11 protein-coding genes and 1 pseudogene are annotated in these 13877 nt (G+C 44.4%); 8 read left to right on the forward strand and 4 right to left on the reverse strand.

The window, feature by feature from the left end; genetic code table 11:
- Positions 1-40: 40 nt before the first annotated feature.
- From dacB to JMX82_RS10075, 5 genes are all read left to right on the forward strand, one after another.
- Positions 41-2050, forward strand: coding sequence for a D-alanyl-D-alanine carboxypeptidase/D-alanyl-D-alanine-endopeptidase (gene dacB / locus JMX82_RS10055; RefSeq protein WP_227676581.1), 2010 nt, complete (start codon positions 41-43; stop codon positions 2048-2050).
- A 43-nt stretch (positions 2051-2093) separates the two neighbouring features.
- Entirely contained in the window at positions 2094-2609 is a 516-nt protein-coding gene (locus JMX82_RS10060) for an ABZJ_00895 family protein (protein WP_201540440.1), read from the forward strand.
- A gap of 147 nt (positions 2610-2756) precedes the next feature.
- A complete protein-coding gene (locus tag JMX82_RS10065) occupies positions 2757-3305 on the forward strand; it encodes a DUF421 domain-containing protein (RefSeq protein WP_201540441.1) in 549 nt (182 codons plus the stop codon).
- A 129-nt stretch (positions 3306-3434) separates the two neighbouring features.
- A complete protein-coding gene (rlmH, locus tag JMX82_RS10070) occupies positions 3435-3923 on the forward strand; it encodes a 23S rRNA (pseudouridine(1915)-N(3))-methyltransferase RlmH (RefSeq protein WP_201540442.1) in 489 nt (162 codons plus the stop codon).
- Between the two features lie 115 nt (positions 3924-4038).
- The gene (locus JMX82_RS10075; protein ID WP_201540443.1) at positions 4039-4932 is read left to right on the forward strand and encodes a DODA-type extradiol aromatic ring-opening family dioxygenase; all 894 of its coding nucleotides are present in this window, start codon (positions 4039-4041) and stop codon (positions 4930-4932) included.
- A 31-nt stretch (positions 4933-4963) separates the two neighbouring features.
- Here the strand turns inward: JMX82_RS10075 and JMX82_RS10080 are convergent, their stop codons facing one another.
- Together JMX82_RS10080 and JMX82_RS10085 are read right to left on the reverse strand one after the other, a co-directional pair.
- Positions 4964-6457: an amidase gene (locus tag JMX82_RS10080; protein ID WP_201540444.1), complete on the reverse strand. Its 1494-nt coding sequence runs from the start codon at positions 6455-6457 to the stop codon at positions 4964-4966.
- Between the two features lie 216 nt (positions 6458-6673).
- Positions 6674-10075 (reverse strand): DNA translocase FtsK, encoded by a 3402-nt coding sequence (locus JMX82_RS10085; RefSeq protein WP_201540445.1) that lies wholly within the window; start codon positions 10073-10075, stop codon positions 6674-6676.
- A gap of 589 nt (positions 10076-10664) precedes the next feature.
- Between JMX82_RS10085 and trxB the strand changes: the two genes are divergently transcribed.
- The 3 genes from trxB to JMX82_RS10100 all read left to right on the forward strand — a co-directional run bounded on the left by trxB (position 10665) and on the right by JMX82_RS10100 (position 13028).
- Positions 10665-11687, forward strand: a complete 1023-nt coding sequence (trxB, locus tag JMX82_RS10090) for a thioredoxin-disulfide reductase (RefSeq protein WP_193007872.1) — start codon at positions 10665-10667, stop codon at positions 11685-11687.
- Complete coding sequence (aat, locus tag JMX82_RS10095; protein WP_201540446.1) at positions 11688-12497, forward strand: leucyl/phenylalanyl-tRNA--protein transferase; 810 nt, start codon at positions 11688-11690, stop codon at positions 12495-12497.
- A 96-nt stretch (positions 12498-12593) separates the two neighbouring features.
- Positions 12594-13028 carry a MerR family transcriptional regulator gene (locus tag JMX82_RS10100; protein ID WP_201540447.1) on the forward strand — a complete coding sequence of 145 codons (435 nt, stop codon included), beginning with the start codon at positions 12594-12596 and terminating at the stop codon, positions 13026-13028.
- Between the two features lie 63 nt (positions 13029-13091).
- Here JMX82_RS10100 and rimI read toward each other — a convergent pair whose 3' ends face one another.
- Positions 13092-13589 (reverse strand): ribosomal protein S18-alanine N-acetyltransferase, encoded by a 498-nt coding sequence (gene rimI, locus JMX82_RS10105; RefSeq protein ID WP_201540448.1) that lies wholly within the window; start codon positions 13587-13589, stop codon positions 13092-13094.
- 180 nt (positions 13590-13769) lie between these two features.
- Positions 13770-13877: pseudogene (locus tag JMX82_RS10110) on the reverse strand (elongation factor Tu); the annotation flags it as partial.

Below are 13877 nucleotides of genomic sequence, written 5' to 3' on the forward strand. Positions count from 1 at the left end.
GTTACCATAGGCTGTTTTTGCCACCTGATGAAAGATGCTCATGCGACCCACCTCTAAACTCCGTCATTCCTCTGCTTTTACTGCCAAATTATTTCCTTTCTGTCGTTATCTGCGACCGTCGAAGCCGCCTGCTAAATACGTACCTATCATGGCGTTATTAGCAACGGCGACAATATTGCCAATCCATGCACAAGCAGCACTACCAAAAGCCATCGAAGCAGCATTATCACGAGCCGATTTAACGGAAGCTGATATTAGTATTATCGTCACACCAGTCGGTGATAAAAATGCCAGTCACCTGCCCGCTCCCATTCAGGTTATTGATAGCAGCAGCACATACCGCTCATCTAAACCCGCTCTTCAGACAAAACCGACTGCCAATATAAATGCTGATATAAAAAGTAATTCTCAAAAAACCACGCAAAATAATAATGACAAAAACAATAATAACTATGTGCGCCAACAGAGTACGCTGATTACTATTGAGCAGCGTACCATTGAAAAGCATGAGAAAAAACTGCATGCTTACACCGATGACCCTTACACTTATCAAAGCTTAGAAAGCATCCCCACGATATTGGGTGATAAGGCAAAAACAGCTGTCATTAACAACAATGCTAATAACAATAAAACTGATGACATCAGTACTGATAACGCCTCCATAAAAATTTCATTTTCGCCGTTGCTGAACCATCAAGCCGATATCGCTCGCACGCCTGCCAGCACCATGAAACTCGTTCCCAGCTTTATTGCTTTAGACACCCTAGGCGCTGATTTTGTCTGGCATACCCGTGTCTATCATACAGGCCTTGTCATCGGTGACCGTCTGCATGGCGATCTGATTATTCAAGGCAGCGGCGATCCAAAAATGACCCACGAGCGTTTAAAACAGCTCCTTTATAAAGTCCAGTCGTCCGGTATCCGTCATATAGACGGTGATATTATCATTGACAGCGGCGTCTTTAAAAATGTTAGTAAAGACCCTGCCGCCTTTGACAACTCGCCACTGCGTCCTTATAACGCCAGTCCCGATGGTTTTTTGGTGAATTTTAGTACCATCGGTATCAAAAGCTATCCGTTAAACGATGACCAAGCAAATCTAACTTATACACCAAAATTAGCAAATTATGCTTTGCCCAGCATCATAAATACGCGTTCGGCGGCCTGTGGGCAAGCGCGTTATAGTCTCGCACCTGAGTGGCAAAAAAAACAATTGGTGTTAAATACTCAGTTGCCAAACAGCTGCCAAGAGCATGCTTTTTATGTGGCTTATCCTGATGCCAAAGATTTTGCCGCACGCGTTATTGCCGCAAAATGGCAAGAGCTAGGCAATACGCTGAGTGGTCATGTCATCACTCAAGAAGCACCCTACACTAAAATGAAAAGCACCAAATCAACGCATGGTCTGGCAGCACTTCCTATATCACCGTTGCCTATTGTCAGCTACCCATCATTGAATTTGACGCAGCAGATTTACGATATCAATCACTTTTCAAACAATGTGATGACTGAGCAAGTGGCGCTATCGATTGGTGTTTATGACAAAGTTGATAATAAAACACTCGATAAAGCTATTAATCGTTCACATAGCTTGTATCAATTTGGCACGCCGACTTCGACGAGCTATCCTGTCGCATTACAAACTATTAATCAATGGTGGCAGACCAATCTAAGCACACCACCGCCCCATTTGACCAATGGTTCAGGACTCTGCCGCGACTGCACCATCACGGCTGCCAACCTAAGCGAGCTATTAACTTATGCTTATAGCCATCCAAGTTTTGACGCTTACGTCAACTCGTTAGGTATCGCTGGCGTTAGTGGCACCATTACCGCTCATAGTGAACGCCTACCAGAATCAGCAGCCATTGGTCGGGCGTGGATAAAAACAGGTACCTTAAACAACGTCACCTCGATGGCAGGCTATGTCAAAGGATTATCAGGACAGGATTATGTCGTGGTTGGACTCATCAATAGTGAGCAAGCACATAACGCTTATACAGCAAGACCCGTGCTAGATGCGATGCTTGATTGGACGGCGCAGCATTAAGTGTTTTTCACATCCTATTTTCCACCTTTATAAAGGTTCACTTATGTCACGCAAGACAACCAATCTCAATAAATCCAAGACTCATTCAGGTGGCGAGCCGCTGCCGAAGAATCATGAGTCAGCGCAGCCTAAATTGGCACAATATGTAGGCTATTTCGCGATTGGCTATACGCTTGCCAGCGCAATATTTATGATGATTCAAACCAAGCTTGCTGTGAATTCGCAACTGGTAACGGTATTGTCTATCATTATCGGGGCTTATATCGCGGTTCGTAAATTTGTCAAACATCAGCAGCGCGCATTGAATAGCGGTGAAATCAATCGCTTAATGTTTGGCGGCGTCGCGGTGGTCTGGCTACTGACTGTCATTTATTTCTTAGCCATATGGTTTTGGTTGTTTGATACGGTAAATCGCGAAGTCCTACTAGAGATGGCCGTCCAGCAACCACTGCCATTGGTCTCATCGTTGGTGATGATATTGGTGCTGACACTGGTCAGTGCTCGCATCAGTCTTTGGGCGATCAATCGCCTGCTTGACCCCAAACGCAAAACTATGTGAGCGAGGAGACCTCAGCCAAACCTCTACAAGGTGCTACAAATTTTTCTCCCTATTAATACATAAAATCCGTTAGGCTAACTTTAATGGGTAATCTTTTGGATGATTGTGGCTGATTAACGGTTTTATATTTTAATAGGAGCATTTATCATGGACATGGTTTTTTTTGACAATATAGACAAGCTTGGACGCATCGTTTTGACGACTGTCATGGTTTATGTGTTGATCGTACTGGTGACCAAAATTTCAGGTAAACGCTCCACCTCACAGCTCAATAATTTTGATTGGATCGTCACCGTGATGATCGGTTCACTTGGTGCCAGTACTATTCTGCTCAAAGACATTCCTTTTGTCGAAGGGGTTTCATCGATTTTAGTACTTTATTTATTGCAGTTTTTAGTCACCAAATACGCCTCTATCTCACCGCAATTTAGCAGTTTTATTTTGTCAGAGCCGCGTATTGTTTTTTATCAGGGGCAGTTTTTGCCAGATGCCATGCGCACTGAGCGGCTGACTCGTCAAGAGATTGAATGTGCGATGCGCTCTGAAGGAGTGCATAGTTTCGATGATGTTGAAGCCATCGTTTTTGAGTCTGATGCCAAGCTTACTATCATTCCAAAACCTAGCCCAACTGATGTAAGCGATAATGACCAAAATACAGAAGATAGTGTCTCACAAACCATACAGCCCTTGATGTAAGACCTATTATTTATCCAAGATTAGTAAAGCATAAAAAAAGCTTCGTAAAATCTTGTTTGTTACGTTCACTTAAGCGTAAAATTCTTTTGTTACATTTGACTAATGACTAAAATTAAAGTGGTACTGGCTATGAAAGTAAGGATTTTAACCGTCGGTAATAAAATGCCTAAATGGGTACAAACGGGGTTCGATGAGTATTTTAAGCGTATCCAACCTATGCTCAGTACAGAAATCGTGGAAATTGCTGCCGCAAAGCGTGCAAAAAACCCGTCTGATGCTAATTTGGCACAATACCGTGAGCAAGAAGGACAGGCAATATTAGCCGCTCATAATACCTCAGGGCGTGAGCAACTATGGGTATTGGATGTCAAAGGTAACATGATTTCCACAGAAGGGCTGGCTGATAAATTAGCTGATGGCATGCAGCAAGGCGATGATATTGCACTGGTGATCGGCGGTGCAGACGGCGTATCGCCAGAAGTATTAGCCAAAGCCGATGTAAAATTGTCACTATCAGCGCTGACATTACCGCATCCGCTGGTACGTGTTGTGCTAATGGAACAGTTGTATCGCGCGATGAGTATCAACAACAATCATCCTTATCATCGTGGCAATTAAGCAATCATTAAACACTGCTATACTCTGTGCTAATATTTTGTGCTGATAGCTTATGGGCAACAATATCAATGATAGAAGCGATTGAAAAATCGTGGCGTGCCCTAATAAACGCTACATGAAATATCCAAAACATGCGACACCTAACACACCTCATTCAATTCATCAGCTTGATGACTCGTACTCTCATTCGCCAACGCCTATTACAGCGACTGGCGTTTGGACAGATGTATCTGCTTTAGGGTCAAATGTAGCTAAGCTACCAGCATTGTTTATCTCGCATGGCGCACCCACGCTTGCCATTGAGCAATCAGCCACGACCAGTGCACTGGCACGTATTGGGCAAAACTTACCAAAGCCACGTGCCATCCTGATTATGTCAGCGCATTGGCAATCCGCCAAACTCGAAATGAGCAGTAATCCGCAACCTAAGACTTGGCACGATTTTTCAGGTTTTCCACCTGAGCTATATGAGCTTCAATACCCTGCATCTGGTCAGCCAGCACTTGCTGAATCCCTTGCCCAGCAGCTCACTGCACGCGGTATTACTTGTAGTGTTAATCCGGTGCGGGCTTGCGATCATGGGGTGTGGGCACCGCTCAGGCACTTATATCCAGAGGCTGAGATACCTATCGTACAGGTTTCTCTACCGCAGCATTATGACAGTATCGCCTGTTATCAATTGGGTGCGCAGCTAGCGCGCCTACGTGAAGAGCAAATACTGATCATTGGTTCAGGTAACATTACCCATAATCTGCAAGCATTACGCTGGCAAGCAGATAGTGTTGACCAAACGGCTAAAGCATTTAAGCAATGGCTGCTACAACAGCTTAAAACAGATATTCCTAGTGCTTTAGATTGGCAGCAATATCCTGACTATAAAGATATTCATCCGAGTGACGAGCATCTGTTGCCATTATTTTTTGCCTTAGGTACAGGTCAGCGTGTCTCAGTTGTCCATCAAAGCATGGCGCATCATAGCTTGGGCATGGATATTTATCGATTTGATTAAGTAATCATTACTTAACCGATAGAATACACACCTACTTCTCAAAGGCTGCCTTGGTGAATAACCCTGCTCGCTCCATCTCCCCTGCCACACTGAATAATGTCGCTTCATCATTCATACGCCCAATCAGCTGCATCCCAATTGGCAAACCTTTTTTACTCATTCCTACCGGTAATGACATCGCTGGCAATCCTGTGATATTACCCAGTAGTGTAAAGGCCATTTTGCCCAGTACAGGCTGACTAAGCTTTTCGATCATACCTGAGCTAAAGGCATACTTACCCATATCGATGCCCTTATTGAGCAATCCTGCGCTACGCATGAGCATTTCATCCATACGACTTGGTGGCAATACACCATGCTTAACTGCAGGTGTCGGCACGGTCGGACATAAAATCATGTCATAGGTTTCAAGTAGCAAGCCTGTCTGGTACTGACTGTGATGCCAACCATGCTTAGCATGCGCCAAATCAACGGCTGATAATGAGCGACCGAGCAATGCCATATTATAGGTTTGCGGCTCTAGGTTTTTGATATACTCTGCCCCAAAGTCACGCTCGATATTATCAATGGTAAAAGCGGTATGGGTGCAGACCACCACCATAAAGTCATGCCAAAACTGCTCGATATTGATATTCGGCTCAGCGGGTATGACGCGATGACCCATGGCTTCTAGCTGCTTAGCCGTTTGCTCTAATACGGCTAACACTTCTTTATCAACCACAGTATTGGCAATCAATGGCTGTTGATGCAAGGCAATGGTTAATTGCCTTGGTGCGCGCATCGCAGCTTGCAAAAATGTGCCATCAGGTGGCGCGATGACATAAGGCGCACCAATCTCTGCGCCATTTGTAGCGTCGAGCATCGCGGCACTGTCACGTACGCTGCGGGTAATCACGTGATCTGCGACTGCACCTTCCCAGCCTTCCCCGAATTTAGGGCCTATCGGGTTACGACCACGGCTGGGTTTGAGTCCAAACGCGCCGCACCAAGCAGCAGGGAAGCGTATCGAGCCACCACCATCACCCGCGCCCGCCATCGGTACGATACCGCTCGCTACTGACACGGCACTACCGCCCGATGAACCGCCAGAACTGTAACCTTTTTTGAAAGGGTTATGAGTCGCACCATGGGCTTTTGGTTCAGTGGTAATGATTAAACCAAATTCTGGCGTATTGGTTTTGCCAAAGGTATTCACGCCTGTGGCTTTCATCCGCTTAACGATTTCACTGTCGCTCTCAGCGATGATATTAACACTACGACTGCCCATCGTGATTGGCTCATCGGCAAAGCCAAATGACAAATCTTTGAGCAAATAAGGCACACTATTAAATATACCTGAGGGTAATCCCGCCTGTGCAGCATGATAAGCACGCTCATCGAAACGATGGATGATGGCGTTTAATTTGGGATTGAGTGTATTGGCTTGATAGACGGCAGCATCTAACAACTCTTTAGCGCTGACTTCACCTGCATTGACCAATGCCGCCAATGCTATGGCATCATATTGGGTATATTCTTTAAACATAACCTGCTTCCTTGCTGAGTAATGAACCTAAAATTTCTGAAAATTGAGTGATATTTATGCTATCAACAAAGGTCAGTTTAGTATAAAAAACGAGTGCTGATAATTGATAAAAAAACTGATTGGTCACTCAGACATAAGCGCTATCATATTTTTTCAATAAAAAAGACGAACCACTTCTGTGACTCGTCTTTTTTATTGTCTAATAAAGTCTAAACGCTACATTAATAGCTCACGCTTACCGCTTTTGCCCATTGAGCTGACCAACCCCGCGTCCTCCATGGAATCTACGATACGTGCGGCACGGTTATAGCCGATGCTAAATTTACGCTGGATACTAGAAGCAGAAACTTTTCGCGTCTCCATAATAAAGGCCACAGCATCGTTATAAAGATCGTCATCCTCACCAGATGCATTCGCCGTACTACCACCGCCACTAGGACTAGACAGTTCAAAGTTGCCTGCCATATTATCAATATAATCAGGCGCACCGCGTTCGCGCCACGCATCACAAACACGGTTGACCTCTTCATCGCTGACATACGCACCATGCACACGGTCCGGCTCAATTTGCCCAGGTCCTAAAAATAGCATGTCACCATTACCCAGCATGTCTTCGGCACCGCCACTGTCCAGAATCGTCCGCGAATCTACTTTTGAGTTCACTCGTAGTGCCGCCCGCACGGGAATATTGGCTTTAATCAAGCCAGTAATTACATCGACCGATGGACGCTGGGTAGCAAGCATTAAATGAATCCCTGCTGCGCGTGATTTTTGTGCAAGACGGGTGATAAGCTCTTCGGCTTGTTTACCAACCTGCATAATCATATCGGCAAACTCATCCGCGACAATGACAATCATCGGCAAGGTTTTTAGCTTCGGTGCTTGGCTGATACTCACGCTGTCATTAGGTCGCCATAAAGGATCAAGCATCGGATTGCCCGATTTTTCAGCAGCAATGACTTTTTTATTAAACTCATTAAGCTTACGCACTTTGAGCAAACTCATCAGTTGATAGCGACGTTCCATCTCTGCCACGCACCATGACAAAGCACTGGCCGCTTCAGTCATATCGGTGACGACTGGTGTTAATAGATGCGGGATATCATTATAGTTGGCAAGCTCAAGCTGCTTTGGATCAATCAAGATAAGACGCAACTCATTTGGCGTATATTTGAGTAGCATCGACAGTAGCATTGAGTTGACCAATACCGATTTACCCGAACCTGTAGTCCCAGCAACCAACATATGCGGCGCGCGAGCAAGGTCAGTAATGATAGCATTGCCACCGATGTCCTTACCCATCGCCATGCTGATTTGGGCTTTAGGATCTTGGAATTTTTCGGTATTCAGTAGCTCAATCAAACGTACCATTTCGCGCTGCTTATTGGGTACTTCGATACCGATATACGGCTTACCCGGAATCACTTCAACCACACGCAAAGACGCCATCGATAACGAGCGCGCCAAATCACGTGAAATACCGGTAACCTTACTGGCTTTTACACCAGCAGCAAGCTCAACTTCAAAACGGGTGACAACAGGACCCGGAATGGCGTTGACCACATTCGCCTTTACATTAAACTCTTGTAATTTAATCTCTAATAACTCTGATAATTGCTCAAGCTCGGCGACGGTATAACTGGGCTTACGATCAGGGTCTGGCTTATCCAAAATAGAAATCTCTGGAATAGGCGTTAGGCTACTGCGATAGGCAGCCGTTTGCATCGAGCGTGATTTTTGACTGAAGGCGGCATCATCACTAATATCTGGCATAATAGGCGCATTCACATCCTCAGCGCTATCATCCTCTGGCATCATGTCAGTGATATGATTGCTACTATCGCCCTCAGGTACCGCAAAACTTACCGTTGGTTTAGGCGCGACTATTGGTTCAATAGCTGATGCTGTGACGCGGGTTTCTACCGTAGGCGGCAGTTTAGGATTAGACGGTGGCGTATTGGTCGGCGTCATATCAGCGGCTGGCGCAACTGGTTCAACCACGTCTACTGCTTTGGCGACACTCGCTTCATTAGGTACAGAAGAAGTCTCTGAATCCTCTAATAGTTCCGGTTCTTGATCAAACCATTTATCAGTAAAGTCGTCCATTTCGCTATTAAATGAGTCTGTCGCAGGCGCTGTGACTACTGCTTGTCTGGGCAGCTCAGTCATATTGGCTGCTTGCACTGTTCCTGTAGGTTGCCCTGTTTCTACAGACTGCATAGCTGTAGGTGTTGATACATCCGCATGCTCTGCCAACCATGCATCGGCAAGTATATCAACGGCCTCCACTTTATCCTCTAACTCGAACGATGTAGGCTCATTATCCGTTTCGTCAGCCGTCTCACCGTATACCAGCTCATTTATTGATGGCTGAGCTATTGACGGCAAGTTCTCTGTTGGTTGAGCTTCGGACATCTCTACGGCTGATATCGCTGTAGAGTCTAGCACCGCTGTCTCTAACGACTCAGTATTGCTATCAGCATATACAGAAGTAGTAGCGGCAGATACAGAAGTAGTAGCAGCTGAATCAGAAGTGTTCATATCATTAGCGTGATAAGCCATTTGTTCGCTGGATAACAAGTCATCGACAGTATTGGCGTCATTCCAAGCAAAGCTTGGCTCAACTTTACGGATAGCAGTCATGGCAGGACTTGACGGCGTCGATGTATTCGTATGACTCGCAAGATTTTGAACAGTATTGCTAGGTGTCTCTACTGAGACAGGAACAGGTTCACTATTCTCACGACTAGATTTAGCAGCTGAAGTAGGCATCGCCGCTTGTGTTGCGGCAACTACAGAAGCTTTAACGCTCTCAGCCAACCCTGACGTTGCCAAAAACTCTGACAACACATTGCTGAACCGACCACTGTTGTCTACGGCTTGAGCATTGCCAGCAACTTGCAATTCAAGTGGCAGCTGCTCGTGATCGGCTGCGTTTTTTTTCGCGTTACTCTTGGCTGTGTTTTCATCATTTTGCTTGGCATTGATATTTTCTGGCGTGGTTGATACGCTATCGTGCATTCTACCCTGACGCTTCACCCCTGAGCCAAGCCACGATAGCGCCTTAACCTTCTCATAAATCGCTAGCCAATGAATATTAAAGGCAAAAGTCGCGGTAATAATGACGAATGCCGTCAAGAAAATCACACTCCCCCACTGCGATAAAAGCTGTGCCAAACGCGCCTGTAATTCAAACCCAATAATGCCACCAGCCACGCTTTCCAGCCCTAGCGTTCCTGGATTGGTCAATTGCTGTACTAACGCCACCAATTGTGCAAACAAAGCGCTGGCACTTAATAATAAAAACACATAAGCAACCACTCGCATCAGCCAAAACGTTGGCTTGTTGTCCCACCAAATAAGGATAGACTCATAAACCACAAACGCCAGCAGCCACCATGCACCAAAACCAAAGAAGCTATAAAGCAAGTCAGATAACCAAGCACCCGATTCGCCGCCTACATTATTAATCGTGGTCATATCGCTACTGATATGCGACCAACTAGGATCGTTACTGGTATATGTCATCAAAATGACAAATAGATAGACGGCCAGTATTAACCCAAGGAGGGTAAATATTCCCTTTTTTAAATACTCAATAAGCGGTGCTGATATCACGTAAGATCTGCCTTGTTATTAATACTAAATGGTCGCCAATGCATGACTAAGCCTAATCATGCTGACATAAAGCGCTGATAAAGGGTTGGATATAAAGTGCTGATACAAACGCACTTAGCGAAGTGTACAGAAAACATTGTCTATTATAAAAGCGATATACAACAGACTTCTTTTTGCCTTTGGCACACTTGGCATAACTTCTTATAATAACAAATACATAGGGATAGTGGCGACCGTCTTACAAAGAAAGCGTGCAATAAAATCAGTCTGTATACGGTTTAGGCAAAAATCATACGGTTTAAACAACAACCTATGTCACTTGCAAAATATAACGACCAGAACAAGGACAGTCATATTAGGTGAACCCTATAAAATACCAGCGGTTTCTAACCATAATATTTCAAGAAAAATATACTTTGATTGTAATCATACCTGTGTTTGTTTTAGCAAACTTGTACTTTTCGTCCAATGCCCTTATGTTATTATCACGCAGCGATTAGAAAATCCCATTAGCATCAATTTTGAAGACTGTTTTTTATTATATTGCTCACTCGTATTTTTAACATTTATATTTAGCAAGGAATAACTCATGGCAACTGACAATACCGCTCCACGTCACGAAAAACTCATTATCCTAGGCTCAGGCCCTGCTGGTTATGCAGCGGCTGTGTATGCAGCACGTGCCAACCTGAAACCTGTCATGGTAACTGGCATGGAAGTAGGTGGACAGTTAACCACCACCACTGAAGTCGATAACTGGCCGGGCGATGCGCATGATTTAACGGGCCCTGCATTGATGGATCGCATGAAAGCCCATGCCGAGCGCTTTGGTACTGAATTGGTTTATGACCATGTCAATGAAGTCAATTTAAACGTGCGCCCTTTTGAGCTGACGGGTAATAATGGTAGCTACACTTGTGATGCGCTTATTATCTCGACTGGCGCATCAGCACAGTATTTGGGGTTGGAGTCAGAAACCAAATTCCGTGGCCTAGGCGTATCAGCGTGTGCAACTTGTGATGGTTTCTTTTATAAAGACCAAAAAGTTGCCGTCATCGGTGGTGGTAATACTGCCGTTGAAGAAGCCCTATATTTATCTAACATTGCCGCTGAAGTGACCTTGGTGCATCGCCGTGATAGCTTACGCTCCGAAAAAATTCTCCAAGATAAATTGTTTGAAAAGGTCAAAAACGGTAATATTAAAATCGAGTGGAATCATAAAGTCAAAGAAGTCGTCGGCGATGACATGGGCGTCAATGGCGTAATCATCGAATCTATGATTGATGGCAGCACTAAACAATTAGACGTGTTTGGCATGTTTGTCGCGATTGGTCATAAGCCGAATACAGACTTATTTAAAGGTCAGCTGGATATGAAAGACGGCTATCTTATTGTCAAAAGCGGCTTAGACGGCAATGCCACACAAACCAGTATCGAAGGCGTATTTGCCGCAGGTGATGTCGCAGATCATGTCTATCGTCAAGCTATCACTTCTGCTGGTACGGGCTGTATGGCCGCGCTAGATGCTGAAAAATACTTGGATGCGATTGGCGAAGCCACAGCCGCTGACCATACTTATGCGTCAACATTGACTGCTGATAAAGAAGCCTAAATGGGTAATTTCTCTCAATATAACAATGAGCAGATCACGCCTGAGACCTTAAAAAGTCTTGGGCGTTATGACTTTCCTGACCCTTTAACGGTTGATCCTGACGGCATTGGCATCGTCGCTGTCGGAGGAGATTTGGCAGCCGAAACATTGATTTCTGCTTACGCGCAGGGTCTGTTTCCTTGGTTTAATGAAGATGAGCCAATTGCATGGTGGTGCCCTGAACCGCGCTGTGTGATGGTGCCAACCAATTATAAGCCAAGCAAGTCGCTGCGTAAGCAAGCCATCCGCGAGCGTTGGCAATTAACCCTCAATCAAGCTTTTGATGACGTTATTCATGCCTGTAGTTTACCGCGCAGTGATCGCCTCAATAATGAACAGCCCGAGGGCGAACATACGTGGATTCATGAAGAAATGATTGAGGCTTATACCGAACTGCATGCACAAGGATTTGCACATAGCATTGAAGTTTGGAATGATAAAGGGCAACTCATTGGCGGGCTTTATGGTCTAAAAATAGGTAGCATTTACTTTGGCGAATCGATGTTTCATATCGCCTCTAACGCCTCAAAGTTCGCATTTTGGGGTTTAATGCGCTTATGTGAACAAAGCCATGTGGCGCTGGTCGACTGTCAGCTACCAAATGAGCATTTGATGAGCTTGGGTGCAACCACGTTACCGCGTGCTGACTTTTTGACTCAATTGGATCTGTTAACGGCTAATAGCACTGTCAAATGGCAAAATAACTCTCACAAATCACTCGCCGTATCGTTACTTGATACCATAGAACCTTGGCAGCTTATCTTGAAATAAATACGATGACGAAGTGATTGATAGCTTATGTCCGTTTGTTAATCGCTACTTTATTAACTCGTACCTTATCAACTGCTACCTACCGACGAGGTTATCATGGCACCCGACACATCATTCCTACTGATTGGAACACTGGCAACAAAAGCTCAAACAACCAAAGACACTGTTCGTCATTATGACCAACTGGGCTTGCTAAAATCTCGTAAGCGTCAGGCAGGCTCGCGTTTATATACCGAGTTTCATCCAGAATGTATTGAACGTATTGAGCTAATCAAAAGTGCGCAAGCGATTGGCTTTACACTCACTGAAATCAGAGACAGCTTGAATGATTATTACGATGGTCAATTGGATGTTGATTTACAACTGATGCTTACTCAGCAAAAATTGGCGCAAATACAAAAACAGCAAGCCAATATCAGCCTCATGGTAGAGCTATTAAGCGAACGTATCGACGTTCTTGAGCGTATGAAAGTAGATAATGACTATAAACTCAATATTGAAATCTGCAAAAAGAAAATACCCATTCAATAATAATAAAAGTGCCGACCCATCTACTATTCTGCGGGTTTATTTGGCTCCATTCGATACCATTCATTATTCTCGGACGTAAAGACGCTGCATAATCAGTGCATCAATAGCAGGTTGATGGGGAGTTTGGTAATACCCTTTACGCTTATGAATGAGAGCAAATTCTTGCTGCTCATATAAGGCTATCGCAGGCGTATTATCTGCGCGCACCTCTAATAAAAGGCTCTCCACCTGATGCGTTCTCAATTCTGTATTCAATCTGGCAAAAATTTGTGAGGCGATACCTTGACGTTGATAATCAGGATGCGTGCCAATACGTAAAATCTCTGCTTGCTCAAAAATCACTTGATATAGACAATAGCCTGTCACAGTATTATTAATAATAATATTGTCTTTTTGCTCATAAACGATCAGCATATGCATGCTATCTTGTTTGAGTGATTCCACCAATGTCTGATAGCCCCAAGCATCTTGCGGTTGAACGATGGCTTCAATATCCGCTACTGCTTGTAGCACTTGCTCAAAATCTGCACTATGGGTTGATAAAATCTTTATCATCAACATTATATATCCTCTTATTATTATTTATACAAACCCAAATACAATAGCACTTACTGTATTTCAAATATTTATCATTATAATATTGATTATGCCATTACCTTTTTATAGCCAAAAAAAAGCCACCCTTAAACAAGGATGGCTTTTTTATGACTAACTTACAATCTCATTACTGAGAATGACAGATTAGTTTAGTACGTTAGCAACAACACCAGCGCCTACAGTACGGCCGCCTTCACGAATAGCGAAGCGAAGACCTTTGTCCATAGCGATTGGGTGGATAAGCTCTACGCC

This window comes from Psychrobacter sp. 1044 (assembly GCF_904846525.1).
Taxonomy (GTDB): domain Bacteria; phylum Pseudomonadota; class Gammaproteobacteria; order Pseudomonadales; family Moraxellaceae; genus Psychrobacter.

What these genes read in the sequence shown, in the direction of transcription:
- trxB (WP_193007872.1), top strand. Translation starts at nt 10,665, where the DNA reads ATGGCAACTGACAATACCGCTCCACGTCACGAAAAACTCATTATCCTA.
- rimI (WP_201540448.1), bottom strand. Translation starts at nt 13,589, where the DNA reads ATGTTGATGATAAAGATTTTATCAACCCATAGTGCAGATTTTGAGCAA.
- JMX82_RS10065 (WP_201540441.1), top strand. Translation starts at nt 2,757, where the DNA reads ATGGACATGGTTTTTTTTGACAATATAGACAAGCTTGGACGCATCGTT.
- dacB (WP_227676581.1), top strand. Translation starts at nt 41, where the DNA reads ATGCGACCCACCTCTAAACTCCGTCATTCCTCTGCTTTTACTGCCAAA.
- JMX82_RS10075 (WP_201540443.1), top strand. Translation starts at nt 4,039, where the DNA reads ATGAAATATCCAAAACATGCGACACCTAACACACCTCATTCAATTCAT.
- rlmH (WP_201540442.1), top strand. Translation starts at nt 3,435, where the DNA reads ATGAAAGTAAGGATTTTAACCGTCGGTAATAAAATGCCTAAATGGGTA.
- JMX82_RS10060 (WP_201540440.1), top strand. Translation starts at nt 2,094, where the DNA reads ATGTCACGCAAGACAACCAATCTCAATAAATCCAAGACTCATTCAGGT.
- JMX82_RS10100 (WP_201540447.1), top strand. Translation starts at nt 12,594, where the DNA reads ATGGCACCCGACACATCATTCCTACTGATTGGAACACTGGCAACAAAA.
- aat (WP_201540446.1), top strand. Translation starts at nt 11,688, where the DNA reads ATGGGTAATTTCTCTCAATATAACAATGAGCAGATCACGCCTGAGACC.
- JMX82_RS10080 (WP_201540444.1), bottom strand. Translation starts at nt 6,457, where the DNA reads ATGTTTAAAGAATATACCCAATATGATGCCATAGCATTGGCGGCATTG.